General features: G+C 41.6%; 20 protein-coding genes and 2 pseudogenes. All 22 read left to right on the top strand.

All coding sequences use genetic code 11. The annotated features are described in order from the left end of the window. The first annotated feature begins 9 nt into the window (after positions 1-9). A complete protein-coding gene (locus tag AACS92_RS05310; protein WP_099110299.1) occupies positions 10-273 on the top strand; it encodes a hypothetical protein in 264 nt (87 codons plus the stop codon). Positions 274-435: 162 nt separating this feature from the next. Continuing rightward, positions 436-1041: a DNA-binding protein gene (locus AACS92_RS05305; RefSeq protein ID WP_099110298.1), complete on the top strand. Its 606-nt coding sequence runs from the start codon at positions 436-438 to the stop codon at positions 1039-1041. After that, positions 1041-2300: a phage terminase large subunit gene (locus AACS92_RS05300; protein ID WP_099110297.1), complete on the top strand. Its 1260-nt coding sequence runs from the start codon at positions 1041-1043 to the stop codon at positions 2298-2300. Before AACS92_RS05305 ends, AACS92_RS05300 begins: the two co-directional genes overlap by 1 nt. A 39-nt stretch (positions 2301-2339) precedes the next feature. Next, complete coding sequence (locus tag AACS92_RS05295; RefSeq protein WP_099110296.1) at positions 2340-3905, top strand: hypothetical protein; 1566 nt, start codon at positions 2340-2342, stop codon at positions 3903-3905. 23 nt (positions 3906-3928) lie between these two features. Next, positions 3929-4789, top strand: coding sequence for a DUF6651 domain-containing protein (locus AACS92_RS05290; protein WP_099110295.1), 861 nt, complete (start codon positions 3929-3931; stop codon positions 4787-4789). Between the two features lie 64 nt (positions 4790-4853). Beyond that, positions 4854-5738, top strand: a complete 885-nt coding sequence (locus tag AACS92_RS05285) for a major capsid protein (RefSeq protein ID WP_099110294.1) — start codon at positions 4854-4856, stop codon at positions 5736-5738. A 66-nt stretch (positions 5739-5804) separates the two neighbouring features. Continuing rightward, positions 5805-6056: a hypothetical protein gene (locus AACS92_RS05280; RefSeq protein ID WP_099110293.1), complete on the top strand. Its 252-nt coding sequence runs from the start codon at positions 5805-5807 to the stop codon at positions 6054-6056. A 59-nt stretch (positions 6057-6115) separates the two neighbouring features. Further along, positions 6116-6547: a hypothetical protein gene (locus AACS92_RS05275; protein ID WP_099110292.1), complete on the top strand. Its 432-nt coding sequence runs from the start codon at positions 6116-6118 to the stop codon at positions 6545-6547. After that, complete coding sequence (locus AACS92_RS05270; RefSeq protein ID WP_099110291.1) at positions 6547-7386, top strand: hypothetical protein; 840 nt, start codon at positions 6547-6549, stop codon at positions 7384-7386. Before AACS92_RS05275 ends, AACS92_RS05270 begins: the two co-directional genes overlap by 1 nt. Before the next feature lies 1 nt (position 7387). Beyond that, positions 7388-7741, top strand: coding sequence for a hypothetical protein (locus AACS92_RS05265; protein WP_099110290.1), 354 nt, complete (start codon positions 7388-7390; stop codon positions 7739-7741). Next, a complete protein-coding gene (locus tag AACS92_RS05260; RefSeq protein WP_099110289.1) occupies positions 7726-8223 on the top strand; it encodes a hypothetical protein in 498 nt (165 codons plus the stop codon). The genes AACS92_RS05265 and AACS92_RS05260 overlap by 16 nt, the downstream gene beginning before the upstream one ends. Next, a complete protein-coding gene (locus AACS92_RS05255; protein WP_099110288.1) occupies positions 8214-8600 on the top strand; it encodes a minor capsid protein in 387 nt (128 codons plus the stop codon). The genes AACS92_RS05260 and AACS92_RS05255 overlap by 10 nt, the downstream gene beginning before the upstream one ends. A gap of 14 nt (positions 8601-8614) precedes the next feature. Beyond that, positions 8615-9103: pseudogene (locus tag AACS92_RS05250) on the top strand (hypothetical protein); the annotation flags it as partial. A gap of 178 nt (positions 9104-9281) precedes the next feature. Next, entirely contained in the window at positions 9282-9599 is a 318-nt protein-coding gene (locus AACS92_RS05245) for a hypothetical protein (protein ID WP_099110286.1), read from the top strand. A 104-nt stretch (positions 9600-9703) separates the two neighbouring features. Continuing rightward, positions 9704-9949, top strand: a complete 246-nt coding sequence (locus AACS92_RS05240) for a hypothetical protein (protein WP_099110285.1) — start codon at positions 9704-9706, stop codon at positions 9947-9949. Positions 9950-9951: 2 nt separating this feature from the next. Then, positions 9952-13917, top strand: a complete 3966-nt coding sequence (locus AACS92_RS05235; RefSeq protein ID WP_099110284.1) for a tape measure protein — start codon at positions 9952-9954, stop codon at positions 13915-13917. A gap of 3 nt (positions 13918-13920) precedes the next feature. Further along, positions 13921-14253 (top strand): phage tail protein, encoded by a 333-nt coding sequence (locus AACS92_RS05230; protein WP_099110283.1) that lies wholly within the window; start codon positions 13921-13923, stop codon positions 14251-14253. Between the two features lie 51 nt (positions 14254-14304). Then, positions 14305-15012, top strand: coding sequence for a phage minor tail protein L (locus AACS92_RS05225; protein ID WP_099110282.1), 708 nt, complete (start codon positions 14305-14307; stop codon positions 15010-15012). Next, positions 15009-15782, top strand: a complete 774-nt coding sequence (locus AACS92_RS05220) for a C40 family peptidase (protein ID WP_241537952.1) — start codon at positions 15009-15011, stop codon at positions 15780-15782. The genes AACS92_RS05225 and AACS92_RS05220 overlap by 4 nt, the downstream gene beginning before the upstream one ends. After that, on the top strand, positions 15779-16453 hold the full coding sequence (locus AACS92_RS05215; RefSeq protein ID WP_193756938.1) for a tail assembly protein: 675 nt from the start codon (positions 15779-15781) through the stop codon (positions 16451-16453). Before AACS92_RS05220 ends, AACS92_RS05215 begins: the two co-directional genes overlap by 4 nt. Positions 16454-16552: 99 nt before the next feature. Further along, positions 16553-21787, top strand: coding sequence for a phage tail tip fiber protein (locus AACS92_RS05210; protein WP_241537951.1), 5235 nt, complete (start codon positions 16553-16555; stop codon positions 21785-21787). Between the two features lie 79 nt (positions 21788-21866). Continuing rightward, positions 21867-25430, top strand: a pseudogene (locus AACS92_RS05205) (hypothetical protein); the annotation flags it as partial.

The following is a 25430-nucleotide window of genomic DNA, read 5'->3' as shown; positions in this document are numbered from 1 at the left end:
TTCTTAAACATGGACGTAACTGAAAAGCAAAAATCAATCATCCGTACCGTTTGGATTGGAGTGGAGCGGGGGAATCCAGTCGATATGGACGAGCTGCTGGAAATGCTGCCTTACAAAACAACCAAACAATCCATGCAATTCTCTATCCGTGCCCTTATCAAAAAAGGGGTCGTTGTTAAAAGTGGTTTGAGAAAGCGTACAACAGATGGATATAACCGAGTGGTGTATGAACTGACAGACCTCGGTAGAGCAGTTGCAAAAATGTATAGTTAATAATACCGTGCTCCCAATAATATATATTAGTAAACAATATAAATTTCATATCTATATTGTTTTTATATCTTCTTTGTTTTCATGTCATTCTTAGTAAGAAATCTATATAAATATTATGGGAGCAAGGTCTTTTTATTAACACTGCGGAAAAGGAATTTTCGAGTGACAATCAGGGAAGAAAGAACACGACTGTCTGCTTCACAATGGGCGGAAGCTGAGGCGGCTTGGTCTTCTGGAGAGTTTTCATTATCTCAGTTAGAGGAACGTTTCGGTGTAAGGCGAGAAACGCTTTCGCGCCATTTCAAAAAAAAGAAGGTCATCAAAGGCACAGATGCTGTTGGCAAGTTAGTTCGTGAATCAATTAGGTCAGATGCCGAAATAAGAGCGAAAGAACGTTCTGCTTTAATTGAAGAAAGGCGGGGTAAATACGACCGCTTTGCATTCAATATTGCTGCGCTGTTGATGAGGGAGGTCACTGAGGGTTCTAAATCATCAGCGTCAGGATCGGCAATTGGTTTTGCTGAGCGGGAAGCCAATATAAAGGCACTACAGCGCGCTTCAATCACGCTGAGTAAATGTTTTGAGGTATCTAGTAAGTCTCTCAACATGGACAAAATTGAGGTTGAAGAGGATGAGCTACCAGCATTGATGTTTGGTGAACTGACACAATCTCAGGTTGCGGAATTGCGAAAAGCTGACGAACCGACTGACCTGTCGGAAGAACTCGATCTCGATACTGAAAACGAAGAAAACGACGGGGACGAATGATGGCTCAGAGCAATGGTGGTCTGCAATTGGTTCAGCTTCACAAAGGGCAGATGTCAGTATTCAAATCGCCTCATCGATTTAAAGTTGTGTGTGCTGGTCGGCGTTGGGGTAAATCACGTCTATCTATCTCTAAGTTGATGAAAGAAGCTATAAAATCGCCTAAACAGAGGGTTTGGTATATTGCACCGACTTATCAGATGGCAAGACAGATCCTTTGGGATGACTTGCAGGAATTGATCCCTCGTAAATGGGTCAAGAAGAAAAACGATACTACAATGACAATTGTGCTGAAAAATGGCAGTGAATTGGCATTAAAAGGCGCTGATAAGCCGGATACTTTGCGTGGAGTAGCATTGCATTTTGTTGTACTCGATGAATTTCAGGATATGAAACCTGATACTTGGTACAAGGTAATCCGTCCTACTCTTTCATCTACGAAAGGTAAGGCTCTGATTATTGGTACACCAAAAGGTTATTCAGCTTTCCATAAATTGTGGACTATCGGCCAGAACAAGTCTATGCAGAATAAGGGGCATTGGAAAAGCTGGCAGTTTGTTACCGCTGATTCGCCATTTGTTCCAGATTCAGAGATTGAGGCAGCCCGTGAAGATATGGACCCTAAATCTTTTGCTCAGGAATACCTCGCCTCTTTCGAGAATATGTCTGGTCGTGTCTATTATCCATTTGTACGGAGTACACATGTTAAACCATGCGAATTCAACCCGAAACTGCCTATTTGGATAGGACAGGACTTTAACATCGATCCTATGTCGTCTGTCGTGTTACAACCTCAGCCTAACGGAGAACTGTGGGCAGTAGATGAAATAGTATTGTTCTCATCCAACACGGTCGAAGTGTGTGACGAGATCGAGCGTAGGTATTGGCGCTGGAAAAATCAGGTTGTTATCTTTCCTGACCCGGCTGGTAGTTATCGTCAACATGCACGAGGTGAGTCGGATATTGATATCTTTAAAGAAAAAGGATTTACAAGAATCGATTTTCCTAAAAAACATCCACCAATTGCGGATCGCGTTAATGCTACAAACCGTCTGTTGATGAGTGCTGCGGGGACAGTTAGACTTTATATTGACCCGAAATGTAAACATCTTATTGAATCATTTGAAAAAGTAATCTACAAACCGGGTTCTAGGGATATCGATAAGGCAGCGAGTATTGAGCATAGTACTGATGCGATAGGCTATCCGATTCATAGACGATTCCCTGTCAAAGAACGCACAATTCTCGGTGGTTCACGTTAACAATAATAGGTATGAAAATATCTATCTAAAGGATTTTAAATGGAAGTTGAATCTTTAGACCAAAAAGTATTGAAGGAGTTAGTTAATCGTCGTCATCCCGAATATGAAGGACGATTAGAACATTGGAATTTCTTGGCAGCTACATATGCTGGTGGGCGTAATTGGTTCAAACACAATATCTTTCGCTATTTCAAAGAGGGTGATAACGAATTCAAAGAGCGTTTGGAACGTGCCTATCGTTTCAATCACACACGAGAAGTTGTCAACCTAATCAACAAGTACATTTTCAGAGAAAATATTTCTCGCGAACGGGCTGATGCTCCTGATGCAGTAAAGGCATTTTGGGATAGGGCTACCCGTGAACAAATGACCCTTGATGAGCTGATGTCAGCAATCGATATCCAAACATCAATCTTTGGGCGGATCTGGATTGTCGTTGATTCGACCATGAAAGATGTGGAGGTAACTTCTTTAGCCGATGAGAAAAAAGCGGATGCCCGCGCTTATGCCTATTGGTTGCCGCCACAACAAATGCTGGATTTTGCCTATGACGATGATGGCAATTTGCTTTGGGTATTAACACATGAACTGGTGCGTGATGATGCTAACCCATTCACCTCATCGGGTAATTTACAAAACCGGTATCGATTGTGGACGCGGGAAAGCTGGTTTCTGTTTCGTGAAGTTAAAACCAAGAAAGGCAGTGCTAAACAGACCCAAATAGAGTTAGAGAATTACGGTGAACATAAATTAGGTGTTGTGCCTGTTTTCCCTGTTGATTGCATGGGAAATGCTCAGTCACGGTATTTTAGCCCGTCATTAATTGATGATATCGCATATCTTGATAGAGCTGTCGCCAACTACCTCTCTAACCTTGATGCCATTATTCAGGATCAGACTTTTAGCCAATTGGCTATTCCTGTTCAGGCGATGATGCCGGGTGATGAGAATCACACGAAGGTTTTGGAATTCGGCACAAAACGAGTATTTACCTACGATGCAGAGGGGGGATCACAGCCATTTTATATGTCACCAGACCCGAAACAGGCATCAATGATAATTCAGACCGTTCAAACCGTTATCAATGAAATTTATCACTCGGTCGGTGTAGCTGGTGAACGGACTAAGCAGGATAACGCAAAAGGTATAGATAACAGCTCAGGTGCGGCAAAAGCCTACGATTTTCAGCGTGTAAATAGCCTATTGATTACTAAAGCCGAGCGACTACAACGTGCAGAACGGCAAATGCTCTATCTGGCGGCGAAATGGATGGGGCAGGAGAAAACGCAGGAAGAAATCGACGAATTGGTCGCATATCCCGAAAGTTTTGATGTTCGTGGGCTGATGGATGAATTTGATGTTGCTAAACAACTTAAAGAGATCGAAGCGCCTGAATCAGTACGCCGTCATCAGATGGATATTCTGATCGAAAAAATCTTCCCGAACGTTTCTAAAGAGATGAGAAGTGCTTTTGATAAGGATTTAAAGGAATTCCCGCCAAAAAATAATCAATTAATGCTTGAAAGTAAGTATTTAAATACCTATGATTCAGGTAATAAAAAGGATCAAGAAACCGATCCAAAATCGACTCAAGAGACTGAGTGATTTATTTACAAGGAAAGTAAACAATGGGTTTAGGGTTCAAGTTTATGGATCGTCGTGGCGTTCTGATGAGCGAAGCCGATGATGGTACACAGGGTGGTAGTGGTGGCGGTGCTCCACAACCAGAGAAAATTCCAGATGCAAACACAGGCGGTTATTCAGAACTTTCACAAGAAGAACTGATCGCTCGTCTGAAAGTGGCTGATACGGAGAAAGCGAATCTCATCAAAGAAACGATGAAACGCAAAACCGATAACAAGACACTGGCGGAAAAATTAGCGGCATTTGGTGATGCAACCCCTGAGCGAGTATCTGAATTACTGGCAGCTCAACAGGCGGCTGAGGAAGAGAAACAACGCCGTGAACAAGAGGAACAAGAGAAACGTGGTGAGTTTGATGCCGTCAAAAAACAGATGGTTGAAGCTCATAAAGCTGAGCTGCAAAGTCGTGAAGATCAAATCACAACTTTGAACAGCGAAAAGCAAGCACTGCGTTCTCAGATCCTTGAACTGACCGTGGGTTCGGCATTTTCCGGTTCCAACTTCTTACGTGAAGAAACGTTGATCACGCCAAGCAAAGCTCGTGTGATTTACGGTACTCATTTTGAAGTCAGCGAGGACGGCAGTGTTCTTGGCTATGACAAACCAGCCGGCGCTAAAGATCGGACTATTTTAGTTGATGGTGATGGTAGCGCTTTAGGCTTTGAGCAAGCCATTGAACGCATTTTGAAAGCCGACCCTGAATCTGATGCTCTACTACGCAGCAAAGCCAAACCGGGTGCAGGTTCCAAGAGTGATCCTGTATTGGAAAAACAACCTATGTCGAAAGAAAAAAGTTCTCTCGACAAGATTGCTGGTGGACTTGCCAAGTTACGTGCTGGTAAGTAATTAACAAGGGGAGCTGGACGTTCTCCTTAAGCAAAATCTGTGTGCATACTAAAGGGAATTTACGATGCCATTACTGCGAGAAGAAGCTGAAAAGCTATCTAATAACACGCTTGAACAGGGTGTTATTGAAACCATTATCGACCGTGAAGACCTGTTTGCGGTATTGCCGTTCATGAAAGTGGACTCAAAGGCATATCTGTATAACCGTGAGTCTGAACTGAGCGAAGCTCAATTTATCGATGTGAATGATGAAGTACCGGAAGGTGCGGCAAAATTTTCTGAACATGTTGCTAAACTGCGTATTCTGGCAGGCGATGTGGATGTTGATAAATTCCTTGCCTCCACGATGGGTGATACGAATAGCCAAATGGCGATTCAAATCCGCTCCAAAGTAAAAGGTCTGGCTCGTGCATTCCGTCGCAACCTGATCCTCGGTGATAGCTCTGCTAACGCTAAAACCTTTGATGGTATTCCAAAGCTGATCCACAACGATCAGAAAATCATTGCTGACTCTGCAATGACTTTCTCCATGTTGGATGAACTGGTCGATGCGGTTAAAGACTTAGGTGCTGATGCAATTATGATGCGCTCTGAACATATTCGTGCATATCGTGCTCTGCTGCGTACCGTAAACGTTGGTCCTACCGAAATCATGATCGAAAACTTTGGTCGCCCAATGCTGACTCACAATGGTGTGCCATTCCTTGTGAATGACTTCATTCCAAAAACCGGTGATACAAAAGCGCAGAAAGCTGACATTTACTGTCTGCATCTGAGCGAAGAAAACGGTCTGACGGGTCTGTACGGTGGTGATAATGCAGGTATCGTTGTTGAAGACATCGGAACTGTACAGAACAAAGATGCTACTCGTACCCGTGTTAAATGGTATTGCTCTCTGGCAAACAAACACGACAAAGCTATTGCGGCTCTGACCGGCGTGGCTCTGTAATCGATACAAGTGATCGGAAGAGGGTGAGGCGAAAGCCCACCCTTTTTTCTTATAGGGAGAGTAATTATGACCGAAAAAAAAGTGAAACTTACCGAAAGTTCTATGCGTGGGTATAGCGGGCATTTATTTATGACCGAGTTTGAGAATGGCGAAACAGTAACTCCAGTATCTCAACGTAAACAGAACCGTATTTTGGCAACAGTGCGTTCTGAACTTGTTGATAAGCCTGCACCAAAAGCAAAAGAGCCGGAAAAAAAGCCTCTAGCTAAAGAGCCAGAAGTACCGAAAGATGATGTTGGTGTAGATGAAGCTGATTAAGTAGCAACAGTAATAGTGCGGTCAGGATGGCCGCACCTTCTCATTAAGGAAAGTGAAAAATGAAACCTGCCAAAGTGAAACTCTTAGAATCAGCATTTTCCGGTTATACCGGTGTCATGTTCGGTGTTGAGTTTGAGAATGGTGTAAGTAAAACCGCCATTCCGTTTATTGATCAACAGCGGATCTGTTCAATTATGAAAGCTGAAACTGTAGAGGGTAAAAACGTGAGTGGTGCGGCCGCATTAGCCGAATCTCGCGAATTTACTGCAAAACAAGCAGTGGAGCTGGAAACAAAAGCAACGCCAATAACTGAATTGTTACGCGAGGGAGAAAATGATGCGCCTGCTATCCGGTTTACACGAAATGAACTAGAGGCGTTAGCTGATAAAGGTGGGATTTCTGCTTTGCGCAAAATTGGTAATGAATTCAATGTGCGTGAAAAATCAATTGAAGCGATGATCGAGAGTATCCTTAACGTGGCAGGTGAATAATGTCAAAGCTGGATGTAATCAAATCAGGTGGAGTGTCGGAAATTACCGTGATGTTTGATGCGCTTGATATAGAGAAAGCCTCTTATTCATTGTTCGATATTGCCGGTAAAACGATTATTTCTGACCAAGACATTACTCTGAATAGCGGTGATCTGAGCGCATCCTTTACTATCTCAGGTGAATATAACACTTTAGTTGATGGTAAAACCAAAGACATGCGTCGTGTTGTGGTGAAAACAACCACAGAAAGCGGTCGTGTGGCTGAGTTTGAACAATATTATGCCGTTATCGCCTCAATCGAATTGGCAGTGCCGGATGAATCTTTCATTACCCTGATGGAAGCAAAATTGGCGGCTATAGATATGTATTCCTCTGATGCGTTTTTACTCTTAAACGACCATATACAACGTCAGGCGTTGGTAGAAGCAACAAGACGCCTCAAGAACATGAAATTCAGCCTAAAACGTATTTATAAGATCTCGGATAACGAATACGACCGTCCTCAGAACGTGTTAGCGGCTAATACATTACCTTTCTATCTGGCTGGGGGATTTAAAGGTGATGCAATTGACTTCTCTGAATTGACAGAAGAAGAATACCGCGCACTGCCTGATTACTTTCTCAATGATATGGCGCAAGCTTGCATGATTGAAGCTGTTTCTGTAGTGACTACCGGTGGCGCGGCTGATGCCCGTGATGAAGGCGTGTTGTCTGAATCTATTGGGGAAACAACCAATATGTATCGTAGCGGCAGGGGAGCAACACAGGCATTGTCGCGTAAGACTTGGCGGTTAATTGCGCGTTATACGGACAATGTAATTCGTATTCGTCGGGGGTGATATGGATATCAGTTGGCAATCAACCGCAACCATTTATCGTAAATCTGAAACGTTGAATATTTACGGAGAACCTGTATTACAGTTTGCTGGAAAATCCCCAGTAGGGATTATCCGTTTTATTCAGGCGTATGATCGTTCATCTGTACGAGCAGATAGCTCGGCATCACGAGGTAAAGCAGATATTGAGTTGTTTGATGCCGTGCTGATCTTCCCCAAAAAATCAAAGCTCAATATTGACGATATTTTGCTGGTTGAAGGTGTGAAGCTGGAGGTTAAAAGCATTCACAACAGATTCGGCTTGAGGGGCAAGGAGGGGCATTTTGAAGTGGGAGCAAACTTATGGGTATCTCAGTAGACATAGGTTCATTTAAACGTGTTCAGGAACGTTTGACGCACAGTCAGCACGCCCTCAAAAAGAACTTGCTCAATGAACTACGGAAAATGGCGGCTGAAATGCAGAAATATGCCCGTGCCATGACTCCCCGTGAGACAGGTAGCCTTGAAAGTGCTGTCTTCGCTCATGTAGTGAATCGAAGGGATGAGGTTCATGTAAATCTTTATGTTTCTGAGAACAAGAAACGTGAGGGATTTAACGCGCATGGTAAGTCCGTCAAGAGTGTGTCGGTTGGTCGTTATGCTCGATATATGCACGATGGACAATATCGGCTTGGGGTGTTGTCACGAATTAAGCAGCAAAGCAATTACGCCACCAACATGCGGGTTAAAGTTGGTAAAGGGTTTATAGAACGCGCAGGCAATACCGTATGGAAACGCCGCCGTGATGATCTAAAAGAGGCTGGTATAAGAGCTGGTTTTGGTCGAGGTCGATGGAAATGATTTTAGAAGCGTTCACCAAGTATCTTGAATCAAAAGGAGTGGGAAAGATAGGCAAAGATCTGTTTTGCTATTATATGCCACCCAAAATCCCTCGTGGCTATCTGGTCATGTCGCCTAACGATGGGATTAAAATTGATACAGAGTTAAAAGGCTACTATCAAGACATTTTTCCGTTTATGATTAGAGCTGAAAGTATTGGAAAGGTTAACCAGTTAAGTAATGCTGTTATGGAGCACCTTTCAGTACGTGATATTGAGATAAATGGAGTTTATTTCAATTCAATACAAGTAATTACATTACCTGCTATCTACCCTCAGAATGATGGAGGTTCTTTTGAGGCAGGGGTTGTGATAGAGTTCAGTTGTTATTTAAAATAAGTAAGGGAATACTTATGGCAGGTTCAAAAGTTGAAAATATTAAGCTAGGCGCATGTAACGTTTCTTTCAAAGGCGTTGATTTAGGTTATACCAAAGGCGGTGTAGAGGTGGAAGTTACCACTGATACTCTGAAAGTGACCGTTGACCAGTTTGGTGAAACAACCGTTTCTGAGCTGATTCAGGGACGTAATATAAAAGTTACCGTACCACTGGCTGAAACTGTCCTTGAACGACTGGCTACCGTAATGCCGGGTAGTGAAGTTGGCGGTGCTGGCGATGAAATTACCATTAAGACGGGTATCGGCATCAACCTCGTTGAAGTGGCTGAATCTCTGGTTCTGACCCCGCTTAACAAAGATGATTACATTCTGACTTTACCACGTACTGCTACAGCAGGTAGCTTCACTATGGCATACAAGCATGATGATGTTCGTGTGTTTAATATTGAATTCAACGCTTACCCTGATGACAGCGGTGTATTGGGGAAAATGGCAAAAAAAAAGTAATTACTGAATCTGCTTCTAAAGATAAAAAATCTGAGGAAGGCAAGGTTCAGAATAGTCAATCTGTGACAGTGCAGAAGACAAGCCAAGATTAATTAATTTAATCTGGTAAGTATGCGAGTACATAATATATTATAGGGCTTCTACTTGAAGCCCTTTTTATTACATGGAGTTGAAGATGGCAAAACTACTTGACCTTGACGCTATTGCCCCAAAACCTAAAGAAGTGATGTTACGTGGTGTGAATTACAAAATGTCGCCAATGACAGTTGGTTTATTCGCACTGGCACAGCAATTTGATTCTCAGGATATCGAAAATCAAACTCCGGCAGAGCAATTAAAAGCTGGGCTTGAGATTGTTCGTAAACTGCTTCCTGATATGGGAGAAACCGAAGCAAACAATCTGACTCCAGAACAAGTTCAGCAAATTGTTCTCTTTGCGTTCCAAGAAGGTGAAGAAACCAACGAGCGTCATGCTGGAGAAGACGCAAAGTAATAACCCGTCAGGAAAGCGGAGTCGAAATTATTTCTATCGATTTCGGTTTCTACTTTTGTCGTGTTGTTGCTTTTTATGGTGAAACCACGGAATCGGTTATCGCCATGCCGCTTGAACGGTTCTGGCTATTAAGTCGGAACATAGACCGTATCAGGTCAGAAGATGATATTCGTCGCTTGCAGACGGCAAGGGGTGCTCAAGCAACGGCGGATAGTTACATGGCATTTGAGAAAAGTTTACAGCAGCGATTGGGGCAGCCGGTCATTATGAAAAAGGTGTTGTCACCTTTCCATGCCGAGGCTGATCCAGATGCCGAACTGAAATTAAGGAATATATTCGGTAGGGGCTAAGGATGGCTGACTCACTAGGTTTTCGGTTGTCGCTGGACAGCAAAGAGTTTGAGATAAAGATCGACAATGCAGGTCGTTTACTCAATCGTCTTTCCAATCAAGGTACAAAAGCAAGTACGGGTGTTAAGCGTTTAGAGGGCGGATTTAGAGGTTTTGGTCGCACATTGTCAGATACGATTACTACAATCGATATGGCATCGTTTGCAATTGGAACACTAAAAACCGCCCTTTTTGATTGGCAAAAAACTATTCTTGATAGTGCAGGCAAATTAGAACGCCTGCAAGTCATGTTACAAGGCTTGGCTACATCTTCGGATAAAGCAGCCGAATCAATGCGTGATTTCAACTTCATCGTCGATAAAGCGAAAAATGCCCCTTTTTCTATTGACGCTGTTTCCGACAGTTTCGTTAAGCTCAAAACAGCAGGAATCGATCCGACTAAAGGCGGATTAGATGCCATGATCGACTCTGTGGCTCGATTCGGTGGCGATAGTGAATTGCTTAAACGAGCAACAATTGCTATTCAGCAGATGTCAGGAAAAGGCGTAGTCTCAATGGAGGAACTACGTCAGCAATTAGGTGAAGCAATCCCTTCTGCAATGAATCTTATGGCTGCCAGTATGAACATGACTGTCGGCGAATTAACAAAGGCAGTTTCAACTGGCACAGTGGAGGCGAATTCAGCAATCAAAGGTATGTTTGCCATGATGGAGGTGTCTTACGGTGGCTCAGCCGAACGGATGATGAACACCTACACAGGGCTTGTTTCTCAGGTTAAAACTAATGCAGCTTTACTGGCTAAGTCTATTGGTGATGCTGGCTATATGGATGCAGTAAAAGATGCGTTGAGGGATATAAACGCTTTATTGATGAGCGACTCTGCCTCTTATTACGGAAAACAATTCGGCAGTATGGCCAAAGAAGTAATTGATGCCGTTAAGGAAATGATGGTTTGGGTGGTCAATAATAAGTCAGTATTAACTTCATTGCTGCAAGTTTTACTGGCAATTGGTGGGGCAAAAATCTTTTTATCTTTCATGAAGACAGCTATTGGTTCCCTTACCTCATTTAACCGCTCTATTACAACTGTAATCTCAGGTGGTGTTAGCTTTGGACAACATATTTTAAATGTTGCAGAGCGTTCACGACGTATGGGAGGCTCACTGAATATAGCTACCATAGCAATCGGTCAAATGACTCATGCTTGGCGTGGATTAAATATGGCTATGAATGCCAATGTTATCGTTGCTGCTATCACAATAGTTATTGAAGCTGTGATTGCTCTTGCATGGTGGTTCGGTGAGGTAGAAAAAAAAGCAAAAGACGCTTATGAAGCAGCACGTAATACGCCTGATATGACCACCGATGAGCAATTTAATTTGGTTAAAGAAAAAGCCTTAGATGAAGAAAAAGCTTTAGATGTGTCCAATAAAAAGCTCAAAATGTTGATGAACCAACGTAAATCTATCTTGAGAGCTAAAAATAGTGGTCATTATTACGATAAAGGCAAATTGAAGGAAGTTAATGAGGCAATTAAGGCGGCGGAAGAAGGACAAAAAAAAGCTTCAAAGCGTTATCAGGAAACTCTGAATACTATTAATTCAGTTAAGATGTCAAGAGCAAGAGAAGCTACCAGAAAAGAGATTGAGGCGATTAAAAAAGACAATCTTACTAAGATTGAGCAGAGCCGAGATGATTTTCAAATTCAAATGAAACAACTTGATGATGAGCAAAAATCTCGTCTTGAAAAGGCTAAAAATAATTCAGAAGAACAAGCTAAGATTAAAGAAGAAATCGGTAACAAAAAACGTGAGCTTTATATTAAGCAAACTGAGGAAGAAAAAGCAGGGTTAGAAAAAATCAGAGATGTATTGATAGAAAAAAGTAAAGAAATAAAGAATACAATTGAAAAAAAATCTACAGATATTAATGGCGCAGCCAATTCCGCTAATAAAAGTTTTCTTGATATTCTTGGAGTACAAAAAGCTGAGTTAGGTAAGCAACTGGATGATATTGTTGCTGAGATAGAAAACAAGAATGATGATGTGAAAAATGCCGTGAATCTATTTAAGAGTGGGTTTGAAGGTATCGATGGGACTTTCCATTCTGGTTCAAAAGATGAAATCGGTAAGCAGCTTAAAACTCTTGCTCAAAATGAAAACAGAATGTCCCTTGGTGACCGAATTAACAATGGAGAACAAATTAAAACCATTGATGGTCGGATAGCCAGATCGCGTCAGGAGGCAGAAGCAAGCCAAAGGGTTGTAGAGATCTTAGAAAAACAAGGCATAAAAGTAAACGATCTAACTTCCGCTTATAAAGAGTTATCACAAGAAAACAAAAAGTCTGTTGATGAAACGATGAAAGCAGCTCGAATTCAGGGGGAAGCAGACCGAAAACGCCAAGCTAATCAGGGAGAGTCAAAAGAAGCTAAGGCTAAAAGACTGGCTGAAAAAATGGCTGCGGAGAATAAAAAGATCCTCGATCAAGCTGAAAGTATGGCTGCTAAGGTCAGTTTTGGTAGTTCAGCGGTTGTCAATTATGACAAAGATATTAAGGCGTTAACTGAGAGCCTTAATAAACTGAAATCATCTAATCCAGAAGAAGGAATTCTGACTCAAGAGCAGATAGATAAAGCTAAAAAAGGACTAGAGGAAATCACCGCAGCAGTGGGAGATTATCGAAACGCGTTAGCCAAAGATTCCGCAGATCAGCTTATTTCAAAATGGGCGGGTTTTGCGAATACAGTTAAAAGTAATATGACTCAATCCGTTGCAGAAATGCGTAGCGAGTTTGAAAAAAATTACCAAGAAGCCGATGATTATTTTGACAAAATTATCAAGGCAAATGAAAAAAATACCGAAGTTTATGAATATTTAAAAGCAGAGCAAGCAAAATTCCACGCTGGAAAAGAAGAAGCAATGGTGCGTATGACTGAAACCGCTACGGCGAAGATGGCATATGATTACCAGAATCTAGGCAAGCTAATTGACGACAACATGAAGAATGTTTTCGACAATCTAGAAGATAGGCTCATGGATTTTCTTGAGACCGGCAAATTTGATATTGCTGATTTTGGTAATTTTATTTTTAAAGAGCTTCAACGTAGTTTTATCCGCAGTATGGTTATTTCACCGATGATTAATGGAATGGGGTTAGGTGCTGGTGGAGAGACTGGCGGAAGTCTTCTTTCAACAGTAGGCAGTGCAATAGGGAGTATAGGGAGCATGTTTAGTGGTTCTGGTAGTACTAATGCTACAGGAGGAACTGATGGCATTACTAACCCCGCTCAATCTCCCGGTGAAAATGCTGCGTCTAAATCTACTGAGGAACTTGGCAAGGCGGCAACTGAAACAACAGGTGCATTACAGACAATGCAATCACAGGGTATTTTCACGACCGTTGCTGGTTACGCTCAACAATTGTGGGCAATGATTACTGGCACAACTGCACAAGCTGCAAATACAACTGCTACAACAGCTTCTTCTTCTGCGAACTCTGCTTTAGCCGGGAGTGCAGGTATAGCTACTGCTGCTCTATATGAGCTTGCACTCGCGGCTACAACAGCGGCAATGAAGCAGGCGGGAAGCGCAGCTTTTGCGAATGGCGGTATTATGAGTTCATCTGGAGCTATACCATTAAAAGCCTATTCCAAAGGTGGAATTGCAACCTCACCTCAGTTAGCTCTATTTGGCGAGGGAGCGCAAAATGAAGCTTATGTTCCTCTACCAGATGGTCGTAGTATTCCTGTGAGTATGAATATTGCCGGTGGTGAGATTGGTGAAGAGGAACGTTCAGATAAGAATGTAGTTATCTCTATTTCTGTAGTGAATCAGGGAAATGATAAAAATGAAAAAAGTAATTTAAGTGATGAGTCAGCATGGAACGAAATGGCTCAGAAAATTAAAACAATCGTTATTGAAACCGTGAGTGAAGAAAAACGACCAGGTGGTATGTTAACGGAGTAATACATGGAACGTAAAACCTTTAAGTGGCATCCGAAGTTTGAATCTAGCAAAAGTTTTAAGCCCACCATTAGTAAGCAATCGTTTGATGAAGGTTATGAACAACGATTAACGTCGGGATTTAATTGGCGGAAATACGAATGGAATTTAGTTTTTGAGGGGGGATATCCCCTAATTCAAGAAATAGAAGACTTTCTTTATGAACATGGTGGGAAAGATTCATTTCATTGGGTATCTCCAGATAAGAAAACTTATTTAATTGTGTGTGAGGATTTTAATATAAAAAGAGATACAGGGAGCGCAACCCTAACGGCAACATTCAGACAAGTGTTCGATTAAGTGTGGTGTCTCTCGATAAGAAAATAGTACGATTTCAAGGAGTGAAACGTAATGACAGGAAAGTCAATCAGACAGCAAATTCAATTATTATCCCCTGAATCTATCTTTGAGTTTTTTATTATCGATCTGCCTAAAAATACAGGTGGAGGTAGATTTTATTTTCACGCTGGTACCAATGATATAAACCAACCTGTCGTATGGCAGGGAAAGACTTATCAGCCTATGCCAATAAAGGCAACAGGTTTTGATATTAGCGGCGAAGGTAAGCTTCCAAGACCTAAATTAAAAGTTGTCAACCTGCATGGATTGATTTCTGCTGAACTGCAAGCTAAAGACGATTTGCTAGGTTGTCAGGTGACACGCAAGCGAACGATGCAATGCTTTCTTGATGCTGAAAACTTTCCTGATGGTGTCAATCCAGATGCAAACCCCGAACAGCACTTTCCTGATGATGTATGGTTTATTGACCAAAAAAACCTTGAAACCTGCGAAATAGTAGAGTTTGAACTGGCGTCTGTTTATGACCTGATGGGAGTGCAGCTTCCTAACAGGCAGGTGATCCGTAATTCTTGTCAGTGGGATTATCGAGGTGCGGAATGTGGATATACTGGCCCTGCTTTTGATAAAGACGACAAACCAACTTCTATCGCCGGAGAAGATTTTTGCCCTAAACGATTGTCAAGTTGTCGAGCGCGTAAGAATTACTTTGCTGATGGCATCATTATGTTTGGAGGGTTTCCGGGAGCAACACGAGCATGATCCAAGAAATGATGAGTACAGGTTTGTACTTGCAAATGCAACAAGCAGCCGTCAAAGCTTATCCAAACGAAGCATGTGGGTTGTTGATCAATACTAAGGGGGCTAAGTACGAGCTTGTGCTGTGTAAAAACGTTGCAGAAGACCCCGTTAATTTTTTTGTTATGGATGCAGAAGATCAGATAGAAGCAGAATGCAGAGGGGAAGTTGTAGGGGTGTGGCATAGCCATACGGATGGAACCAATAAAGCCAGTGAAGCGGATATGGCTGGCTGTGAAGCGTCAGAACTTCCGTGGTTTATCATCAATGTGACAAAGAATTACAACTCTGAAATTGACAGTGAATTCATCATTAGTGATGTAAATGTCATTTCCCCAAATGGCTTTGAAATGCCTTATGAGGGAAGACCTTATGCTTTTGGGGTATTTGATTGCTGGATGTTATGCCGTGATTATCTTCAACGAGAATTTAATATTCAGGTTGGGGCATGTTCGCATTTGCATATCCCTAATTGGTGGGACGGCAATAGAGATATTCTCAGTGACAACATTACTGAACAAGGATTTGTGAAATTACCCTATGGAATACAGCCAAAACGTGGTGACCTATTACTGATGAAAATAGGAGCAAGGATGCCCGACCATTGTGCGGTTTATATCGGTGACAACCTAATTTTGCATCATCAATCTAACCGATTAAGTTGCAAGGCAATTTACGGTGGTATGTATCAAAAAACCACAATCCATCACATACGGCATAAGGAACTGCTATGAGCGAACAAGTAAAAGAAATTAGTCTTGTTACATTTGAACTTGGTGGTGTGTTAGGTAAGAAATATGGCAAAGAACACAAGGTAAGATGTACCACGGTACGGCAGGGAATTAGCATCATTAACTGCAATAGAGATGGATTGTTAGCGTGGATGAAGCAAAATGCGCAAAAGTACCAAAAGTATCATATTCGTGTGACCAGAGCTAACGGCACAGTACGAGATATGAGTGAAACTGAATACCAAATGGAAAATCATGGAGACATGGTGCACGTTCATATCACCCCGATCTATCAAGGAGCAGGGGCTAAGGTTATGGGGGCTATTCAGGTTGTGGTTGGTGTAGTGTTGATTGTGGCAGGTATTTACACTGGGCAACCTGGACTGATATTGCAGGGTGCGTTAATGCTCGCTGGTGGTGTAGTTTCTCTTTTGTCAAAACAACCGAAACCAAACACGGGAGGGGCGGATAACCGCAAAAACTCCACTTACTTTGACGGCCCTGAAAATACCGTAGAACAAGGTGCGCCTGTTCCCCTTATTTATGGTGAAGAAATACTCGTTGGTTCTCAGCTAATCAGCCTTAAATTGTCAGTAGAACAATTGATACCTGATCTCCCACCAGAGGAACCGACGGACATGGGATATAAAATTACCAAGGCCATGAGCTCTTAAATAAAAGTAGTTAACAAACCATATTTAAAATTGTATTTGGTTATAAATTTATTCATCATTGTAGGTATTTAAATACTTGATTGCGGTATGGAGATTGCAATGAAAAAAGAAAAAATGATTATAGCGGGAGCGGGTGGTGGTGGTAATGAACAACCAAGACAGCCTGTTGAAATGCCAGACAATGTTGAATCTAAGACACTCGCCTCAATACTAGATCTATTGGGCGAAGGCGTAATTGGTGGTTTAAAAAATGGAGGACAATCAGTCTTTTTAGACAATGTGCCTTTGTTAAATCCTGATGGTTCTCCAAATTTCAATGGAGTGAAATTTTGGGAAAGACGAGGAGAACAAAATCAAGAGCCAATAGATGGCTTTGACGATATTGAAACCCCTTACAATGTTGCGACAGAGCTTAAAAGTACAACTCCTAAAACGTTGCAAATTGATAATGATGACGCTGACCGAGTGCGGATCATTATGGAATTTCCCAGACTAGTTTCGACTGATAAAGAGGATGGCGATATATATGGTGCTGAGGTGAAACTTCAGTTCCAACTAGCCGTCGGCAATGATTCATTTAAGCCAGTCATACCAGTAGATCATAAAGATAGTATGATTACGGTCGCTAAAAAATCGAGCGGTAAATTCCTACGTGAATACTTTATTGATTTACCTAAACCCGGTAAAAATTATCGTATTCGGATTTTTCGGTATACGCCTGATAGTAGCAGTGATTATTTACATAACAAAACGATAATATCATCCTACGGAGAAATCGTATTTGCGAAAATGGGCTATCCTAACAGTGCGGTCGTTGGGGTTACTATTGATTCACGAGAATTTGGTGGGAATATGCCTCGTCGTTCATACCTTGTTTCAGGTATGAAAATTAGAGTTCCTTCAAACTATATTCCTACCGAAAATACCTACCAAGGGGATTGGGATGGGGGCTTCGATATTCAGGTATCATCTAACCCTGCGTGGATTCTTTATGACTTGCTTACGAATAAACGATATGGCTTGGGAAATTTCGTTAATGAATCAATGATAGACAGGGGACAATTCTATCAAATAGGACGTTATTGTGATCAGGAAGTACCTGATGGCTTCGGAGGAACAGAAAAACGATTTACCATTAATACAGTGATCGCAAACCGTCAGGAAGCGTATAAAGTCATTTCTGACATTGCTTCGGTATTCCGTGGCATGGTTTTTTGGGCTGGAGGTATGATTAACCTCCGACAAGATAGTCCGTCTACACCAGTTATGCAGTTTTCGGCCGCAAATATCATTGATAAAATTGTCCGTAAAGGCTCATCTCGAAAAGATCGCCCGACAGTTGCTGTTGTTACCTATAACGACAAAGACGATCTTTACAAACAAAATGTTGAATATATCGAAGATGAGGATGCTAAAAAACGCTTTGGAATTCGCAAAACAGAATCGCTGGCGTTTGGTTGTACCAGTCGAGGGCAAGCATATCGAACTGGCCTTTGGCTACTTTATACGTCGAAAATGGAGACAGATGTCATTACCTTCAAGGCTGGAATAGATAGCTCATTTCTGGTTCCCGGTGAATTGGTCAAACTACAAGATAAGTATCGTTCAGGTAAGCGTAATTCAGGGCGTATTAAATCCTTTACTAAAAATAGTATAACACTGGACGCTCCGGTAAAACTTGATAAAGAGGGAGCATTCATAACCTATCTGACGACTGATAGCCGCATGATAGATCGTAATTTGCTTGAGCCAACTGGTGAATACCAGACAGTGACGTTTAAAGAGCCGATTAATACCGGTGACGAACCTATGGAAATGGGTATTTGGACGATTACTGAACCTGATTTAGAACCCGTTTTGATTCGTGTATTAAGTGTCAGAGAAGGTGATGAAAAAGGTACGTTCGAAATCACCGGTGTTGAGCATAATCCCTCTAAATTTGAAGCGATTGACCGTGGCGCAATCCTTATCCCGCCTAAAACAAGCGTCTTAGATCCGACGTTCAGTAAGCCTACAGGTCTAGAAATAACAGAAGCCACTTATCTCTCATCTCCCGGCAACCTATCAGTGAAATTGATAGTGTCTTGGGAAGGACGTTCTCCTAAATATGTTCTCCGTTATCGCCGTAGTGATGTGGTAGACAATTGGGTGCGGATGGAACTTACTGACAACCAATGTGAAATACTGAATGTTGTGGATAGTGCTCGATATGATATCGAAGTTTTTGCTATCTCAATTACTGGTAGAAAAACTGAGACATTAGCAGCGACTTACACCACTCTTGGTACTTTGATGCCTCCGGGAGCACCTAAAAATCTGGCAGCAGTCGGAGACTACCGACAAATTGTACTGACTTGGGTAAACCCTGATGCTATCGACCTTGAAACGATTTATGTGTATGGCTCACGAAAAAATAATTTCGAGACAGCGAGCCTTTTGGCAAAAATACCGTCAACAACCTTTACGCACTCGGGTTTGGACGATGACGTTACGTGGTATTACTGGGTAAGAGCGGTTAACAAGCGAGGCATGTTAAGCCCTGTAAATACTAACTTAGGCACAAGTGCAACTACGAAAGATATATTGTCTTTTTTGAGGAATAAAATCACATCAAGCGAACTCGGTAAAGAGTTACTGGAAGAACTAGACGCCAAAGCTGTCAGCGAAGATCTTGAGGCAATACAAGATTTGGTTGATAAGTCGGAGAGAAAAATTGGCTCGATACAAGATTTGGTTGATGTATCAGAGAAAAAAATTAGCTCGATACAAGATTCGGTTGATGTATCGGAGAAAAAAATTGAGGCAATACAAGATCTGTTCGAAGAGTCAGATAAAAAAATTCATGAAATTGACAAAATAACGTATGAAATTAAAGCATCGCAAGAAATCTTAAACTCTTCCGTAGAAACGGTAAAAGAGAATGCTAAAAAAGCTCTGCAAGACTCAGATAATAACGCCTCTAAGATTGTTAAAATCAAAAGTACTGTCGATGAGCAAGATAAAAAGATCGCCTCAACTTTAGAAGCCATTCAGACGGTAAAAGGCGGTATGGAAGCTGTCTTGTTCGAAGAGAAAAATTCTCGTATTGAGGCTGATAAAGCAACAACTGAAAAAGTTGAATTGATCGAAACAAAAATAGGTAGTCACGATGCTGCCATTAAAAGAGCTGAATCTACAGCTATTGATGCCGGAAAGACAATAGCTCGCGTTACTGGTTCAGTTGAAGCTGTTGCTAAGGCAGCTATTGATACAGCGTTAAAAGGTGAAGAAGAAGTTAGGGAACAACGTGATACCAACGCCAAGATATTCACTGACCAGAAAGTAATAGTAGACGGACAGCAAGCATTGTCTCAAAAGATAGAAACAATGACCGCAGAGTTCAATCAAAACATAAAAGCTCAACTAAATGAGGAAAAACAAACGAGGGCAAGCGCGGATGAAGCATTGTCTAAGCAAGTTACACAATTAACAAGTGAAATAAACCAAAACATCAAGGCACAGCTAAGTGAAGAAAAACAAGCGAGAGCAAATGCAGATGAAGCACTTTCTAAGCAGGTCACGCAACTAAAAAGTGAAGTTGACCAAAATATCAAAGCACAGTTACATGAAGAAAAACAGACAAGGGCAAGTGCGGATGAAGCGCTATCTAAACAAGTCATACAACTAAAAAGTAATGTTGATCAGAGTATTAAAGCCCAGTTACACGAAGAGAAACAAACACGAGCTAGTGCTGATGAGGCATTGTCTAAGCAGATTAGACAACTAAAAACAGATGTAGATCAAAACGTCAAAGCTCAATTGAATGAAGAAAAACAAGCAAGAGCAAATGCGGATGAGGCTCTATCTAAGCAGGTTACTCAACTGAAAAGTGATATTGGTCAAAATATCACTGCTCAATTGAATGAGGAAAAACAAGCACGGGCAAATGCAGAGGGAGCCTTATCTAAACAAATTACCCAATTGAAAAGTGAAGTCGATCAAAATATCAAGGCTCAGTTAAGTGAGGAAAAACAGACGCGAACTAACGCCGATGAAGCATTATCCAGACAAGTCACTCAGTTAAAAAGTGAAGTAAGCCAAAGCATCACAACTCAATTGAATGAGGAGAAACAAACACGAACGAATGCTGATGAAGCACTATCTAAACAGGTGATTCAGCTAAAAAGTGAAGTTGATAAAAACATTAAGGCACAATTACACGAAGAAAAGCAGACTCGAACTAACGCCGATGAAGCATTATCCAGACAAGTTACTCTGTTAAAAAGTGAAATCAATACAAGTGTCAATGCGCTATTAAATGAAGAAAAGCAAACCCGTGCAAATTCAGACGAAGCATTGTCTAAGCAGATGACTCAGCTAAAAAGCGAAGTAAACCAAAGCATCGCAGCTCAATTGAATGAAGAAAAACAAACACGGGCGAATGCGGATGAATCATTATCTAAGCAAATTATTCAATTGAGAAGCGAAGTAGGGACAGATATAAAATCTCAACTTGATGAGGAAAAGAAAACTCGCGCCACTAAAGATGAAGCGCTCTCTCAAAGTGTTGAACGGCTTAAAGCACAAACCAGTAAGGATATTGAAGCAGCAGTATTGGCAGAAAAAAATGCGCGTACAACTGCTGATAAAAGTTTAGCTGATAGTGTCAATGTGTTGAGTGCTAAAACCCAAAAAGATATAGCTAGTGCGGTATCCAATGAAGCTACGGCTAGAGCTAGTAAAGATGATGCCTTAGCAGGAGAAATAACTAAAGTTCTGGCAAAAACTAATGCTAATGAAGCAGCAGTAAAAGCGGAACAAACAGCGCGTGCGAATAGTGATTCGGCACTTGGAAATAGGATCGACACGGTTCAGGCAAAAGTTAACGAAAATGCTGCAATTGTTCAGCAGACTACAAAAACAGTAGCTGACATTAATGGCAAAATTTCTGCTTCTTGGAATCTGAAAGTAGAAACAACTAAAGATGGGAAAAAATATGCAGCGGGTATGGCATTAGGAGTCAATAACAATGCCTCGCAATTTCTTGTTCAGGCAGATCGATTTGGTTTAATAAATGTAAACAATGGTACAGTGACAACCCCGTTTGTTGTTGAAAATGGCACTACCTATATGAACGCCGCTTATATCAAAGATGGCTCAATAAGTAGCGGTAAAGTTGGCGATTTACAATCTGATAATTACTCATCAGGGAAAACAGGCTGGAGATTTGGCAAGAATGGTCAGCTCGAAATGAATGGTCAAACATCTGGACAGGGAAGGTTAAACATCTCCAATAACCGTATTGATGTTTATGATGAAAAAGGTGTTTTAAGAGTTCGGATCGGTTTACTGTAAATGGCTTTATTTAGTGTGTTAATATTATTTTTATTTCAAGTAATTAAATACCTATCATATATCTAAAAGGAGGTATGGAATGTGGTACAGGGAAGGTACTAATTCTTTTGAGAAAGGCAGTAAAACGGTTGCTGGTGTTGGCACTTTTTGGTCGCAGGCAAAATATGGTGTTATGCCGGGTATGGTACTTATTGGTGCTGATAATCTCCTATATGAAATTGAAAGTGTTCAGAGTAATACAGAACTTACTCTGGTAGAGGCTTACAAAGGAAATTCAATCAAAGATCAGCCTTGTCGTATCATCACCACTTACGAAGGTGATTTATCGCAATTTAGCGCACGATTCTCAGCCTTGCTTCACTCAATATCCGGTGATTCCCGTGAAATTAGAAATTGGCTAACCTCACCATCACCTGTCGTTATTGTCCGAGATGACGGTACTACCTTCAAGGCTGACTCATTGGAAACAATTTATGCGGCACACAAAGCCCGTATAGAATGGTTTGATAAAAATAAGACACTGATTTCAGATGCAGGTAATCAAGCCGCAAATGCGGCTGGTTCAGCTAAAGCAGCAAAGGATTCACAAATAGCGGCGAAGGCCAGTGAAACACAAGCTGCAAACTTAACTAAGTCTGCACATGATTCTCAAGTTGCAGCATCCACATCTCAATCGGCAACAAAAACCTCAGAGACCAATGCCAAGACATCTGAAATTAATGCGGCCAATTCAGCTAAAGCAGCGGTATCTTCACAAACAGCGGCTAAGGCATCAGAAACTAATGCTGTGAACGCAGCTAACGGAGCAAGTGCGTCTCAGACGGCTGCAAAGATTTCTGAAACTAATGCGGGGAATTTTTCTAACGCGGCTAAAGCATCTGAACTTGCCTCTAAGACCTCTGAGACTAACGCAAAATCATCAGAAGTTAACGCTAAGTCATCAGAGACTAATGCTAAATCTTCCTCAAACTCTGCAACTGAAAAAGCCAAACAAGCAGCGAGTTCACAAATAGCAGCAAAAGCCTCAGAAACTAGTGCAGCAGCATCCAAAGACGCCTCAGCTAAATCTGCCTCTAACGCTTCTGCTTCTGCAAGTAAAGCAGAACAGGAGGCTAATAAAGCAATAAGTTCAGCTAACAATGCAGCAACCTCTGCATCCGGTTCGGCAAGTTCTGCAAATTCAGCGAAAACGTCTGAGACTAACGCCAAGTCATCAGAAAATAAGGCTTCCACCTCAGAGACAAATGCTAAGGCATCAGAAAATAATGCATCCACATCTAAATTAGCAGCCGAACAATCGGCAAAAGATGCGGCAAGTACTCTTGCAAAAATGGGAAATGATGCAAAGGTTGCCGATAATGCAGCCAAAGCCGCAAAGCTGTCAGAGAATAGTTCAAGGGCAAGCGAAATCGCTGCTAAAACATCGGAAACCAATACTGCCAATGCGGCAAAGGCAGCTAAAGTATCTCAAGATGCTGCAAAAATTTCAGAAACCAATGCAGCAAATTCAGTAAAACTTGCCTCTGCCGCTCAGTCCGCAGCAAAAGCCTCGGAAACTGTAGCTATTTCATCCAAAAACACCGCACAAGAAGCTGCGAATTTAGCAACTAAAAAAGCAGAATCTGCCGCAGCCTCTGAGAGTAAGGCTCAGGATGCCGCTAATAGAGCAACACTTTCTGCAAAAGAGAAAGAAAATCTTCTCAAGGGGAAGACAGTTACGATATCACTAGGGACACATGTAGCAACTTGGACAAAAATAGCCACAGTTATAATGCCACAGGCCGCCAGCACGGTACGTATAGAGATCGTTGGCGGTAGTGGCTTTAATACTGGTGAATATCAACAAGCAGCTATGGCTGAGATTGTTTTACGCTCTGGCAATGATCATCCAAAAGGTATTAGCGCATCTATTTATAGAACAAATATTGCTGCTGCAAATCACGTGGCAACTATCAATACAAAAGATGATGAGTATGACGTTTATGTCCATTTTGGCGCTTATCCATTTAATTTGATCTTTAATGTACAGCAATCTAATAATGCCACCATCTTGAATCTGGGGCAGTTATCAAAATCATCAGAAATTCTACCTGAAGGAGTTAGAGAAGGTAAAGCATACAATTACGTTTTAGCTTCCCCTGACAATCGTGGAAACCTATCAATTGATGCAAATATATATGCGCCAGTATTTGTCGCGGGAAAAAAAGATCAAGATAGAACGTGGATAGAACCTCATGAAGGTAATGCTCGTTGGTTAGCTAACATTGGTGATAAATACGTTGGTGAATTACGGCACCCGAAAAAATCGGGAACAGCAGCTATATTGGAAGATCACTACACAAAAGGTGAATCCGATGGGAAATATCAGCCAAAAGGTGGCTATGCTAATGCTGCTTCCCATACCTTTAGCGGAGAAATAAGGGCGCCAAAGATAATCACCGGATCAGGAAATAATAACAGCTTTTTTTATCAGAGTAATGGCAATTGGGTATGGAAAGTACAGCAGGATGGAGTTTGGAAAGGTGAAGTCCAGCACCCCAGAAGAGGTGGTGTACTTGCACTGCAAGGAGATAGCTATACCAAAGGTGAATCTGATACTAAGCATGCCTTAAAAAATTCTAAAGAAACGATTGTTGCAGGTCACTTACACGTTAATAGTGGCGGTCAATATTCGGGACTGGTACTTAAAAAGCCTGATAACCGTTATGCAGTTATCGAAACTTCTCCACACGGCGGAGCACCAATAAACTTTATTTACCGTGAGCCAAATGGCACTAATATTTCTGTAGCCTCTTTGCCAACAGAAACGGGGGTGATTGCATTACAAAGCTATTCCTATTCTAAAGACGAAACTAATCAGAATTTTGTAAAAAACGATACAACAAATCTGGGTAAGTCATGGACTGCACTGACCACTATTCCAGATGGTGGATGGGCACAACCTATCGGTTACTCGACAATGGTGCGTTCAGATAGTGCTGGTTTACCGAACGGATTTAATGATTATGGTTATTGGCATGTTGTTGCAGCCCGTGATATGGCTCAGGGTTATGCTGGGTTTTTAACGGGTTGGGTGAGTGGACATGTTTATTACGGATTTTCCAACACCAAAGAAGGCAATCCTAGTTGGGTCAGGGTGTACACAGAAAATCACAAACCTTCACCGAATGAATTAGATGTATATAGCAAAGGTGAATCTGACAGTAAGTACCAGCCTAAAGGAAACTATGCCATAAATCAGAATGTTGTTCCTAATGGCCGAAAGATTAATGGAAAGTTATTGTCATCAGATGTTACGTTGAACGCGGCTGATGTTGGCGCGTTTCGTACAGGGTTAACGGAAGCTTTTACGGAAGATAAAGTGCCATGGAATGCTGTATCTGGTGTATATAATGCTAGGTATAGTGGTCATAGCCAACTTATTGTTCATTTTAGTATTGGTCAGGGGAATACCAGTACACCATCACTCCAATTTAAATCAGTGTATAAGAACAATGGCATAGCCTATCGTTCAGCTAGGGATGGTTATGGATTTGAAGAACCGTGGACAGAATTCTATACCACCAAAAATAAACCTTCTGCGAGTGATGTCGATGCGTACTCCAAAGGTGAGTCGGATAACAAGTATCAACTGAAAGGGAAT

This window comes from Xenorhabdus sp. KJ12.1 (assembly GCF_963876495.1).
GTDB classification, from domain to species: domain Bacteria; phylum Pseudomonadota; class Gammaproteobacteria; order Enterobacterales; family Enterobacteriaceae; genus Xenorhabdus; species Xenorhabdus stockiae.
The sequence above is the reverse complement of the archived record's forward strand: the minus strand, read 5'-3'. Positions and strand labels throughout refer to the sequence as shown.

Excerpts from the sequence above, each read along its gene's own strand:
- AACS92_RS05245 (WP_099110286.1), top strand. The coding sequence starts at position 9,282 with ATGGCAAAACTACTTGACCTTGACGCTATTGCCCCAAAACCTAAAGAA.
- AACS92_RS05275 (WP_099110292.1), top strand. The coding sequence starts at position 6,116 with ATGAAACCTGCCAAAGTGAAACTCTTAGAATCAGCATTTTCCGGTTAT.
- AACS92_RS05300 (WP_099110297.1), top strand. The coding sequence starts at position 1,041 with ATGGCTCAGAGCAATGGTGGTCTGCAATTGGTTCAGCTTCACAAAGGG.
- AACS92_RS05265 (WP_099110290.1), top strand. The coding sequence starts at position 7,388 with ATGGATATCAGTTGGCAATCAACCGCAACCATTTATCGTAAATCTGAA.
- AACS92_RS05215 (WP_193756938.1), top strand. The coding sequence starts at position 15,779 with ATGAGCGAACAAGTAAAAGAAATTAGTCTTGTTACATTTGAACTTGGT.
- AACS92_RS05285 (WP_099110294.1), top strand. The coding sequence starts at position 4,854 with ATGCCATTACTGCGAGAAGAAGCTGAAAAGCTATCTAATAACACGCTT.
- AACS92_RS05225 (WP_099110282.1), top strand. The coding sequence starts at position 14,305 with ATGACAGGAAAGTCAATCAGACAGCAAATTCAATTATTATCCCCTGAA.
- AACS92_RS05290 (WP_099110295.1), top strand. The coding sequence starts at position 3,929 with ATGGGTTTAGGGTTCAAGTTTATGGATCGTCGTGGCGTTCTGATGAGC.
- AACS92_RS05280 (WP_099110293.1), top strand. The coding sequence starts at position 5,805 with ATGACCGAAAAAAAAGTGAAACTTACCGAAAGTTCTATGCGTGGGTAT.
- AACS92_RS05295 (WP_099110296.1), top strand. The coding sequence starts at position 2,340 with ATGGAAGTTGAATCTTTAGACCAAAAAGTATTGAAGGAGTTAGTTAAT.
- AACS92_RS05310 (WP_099110299.1), top strand. The coding sequence starts at position 10 with ATGGACGTAACTGAAAAGCAAAAATCAATCATCCGTACCGTTTGGATT.
- AACS92_RS05230 (WP_099110283.1), top strand. The coding sequence starts at position 13,921 with ATGGAACGTAAAACCTTTAAGTGGCATCCGAAGTTTGAATCTAGCAAA.
- AACS92_RS05235 (WP_099110284.1), top strand. The coding sequence starts at position 9,952 with ATGGCTGACTCACTAGGTTTTCGGTTGTCGCTGGACAGCAAAGAGTTT.
- AACS92_RS05260 (WP_099110289.1), top strand. The coding sequence starts at position 7,726 with ATGGGTATCTCAGTAGACATAGGTTCATTTAAACGTGTTCAGGAACGT.
- AACS92_RS05210 (WP_241537951.1), top strand. The coding sequence starts at position 16,553 with ATGAAAAAAGAAAAAATGATTATAGCGGGAGCGGGTGGTGGTGGTAAT.
- AACS92_RS05240 (WP_099110285.1), top strand. The coding sequence starts at position 9,704 with ATGCCGCTTGAACGGTTCTGGCTATTAAGTCGGAACATAGACCGTATC.
- AACS92_RS05220 (WP_241537952.1), top strand. The coding sequence starts at position 15,009 with ATGATCCAAGAAATGATGAGTACAGGTTTGTACTTGCAAATGCAACAA.
- AACS92_RS05270 (WP_099110291.1), top strand. The coding sequence starts at position 6,547 with ATGTCAAAGCTGGATGTAATCAAATCAGGTGGAGTGTCGGAAATTACC.
- AACS92_RS05255 (WP_099110288.1), top strand. The coding sequence starts at position 8,214 with ATGGAAATGATTTTAGAAGCGTTCACCAAGTATCTTGAATCAAAAGGA.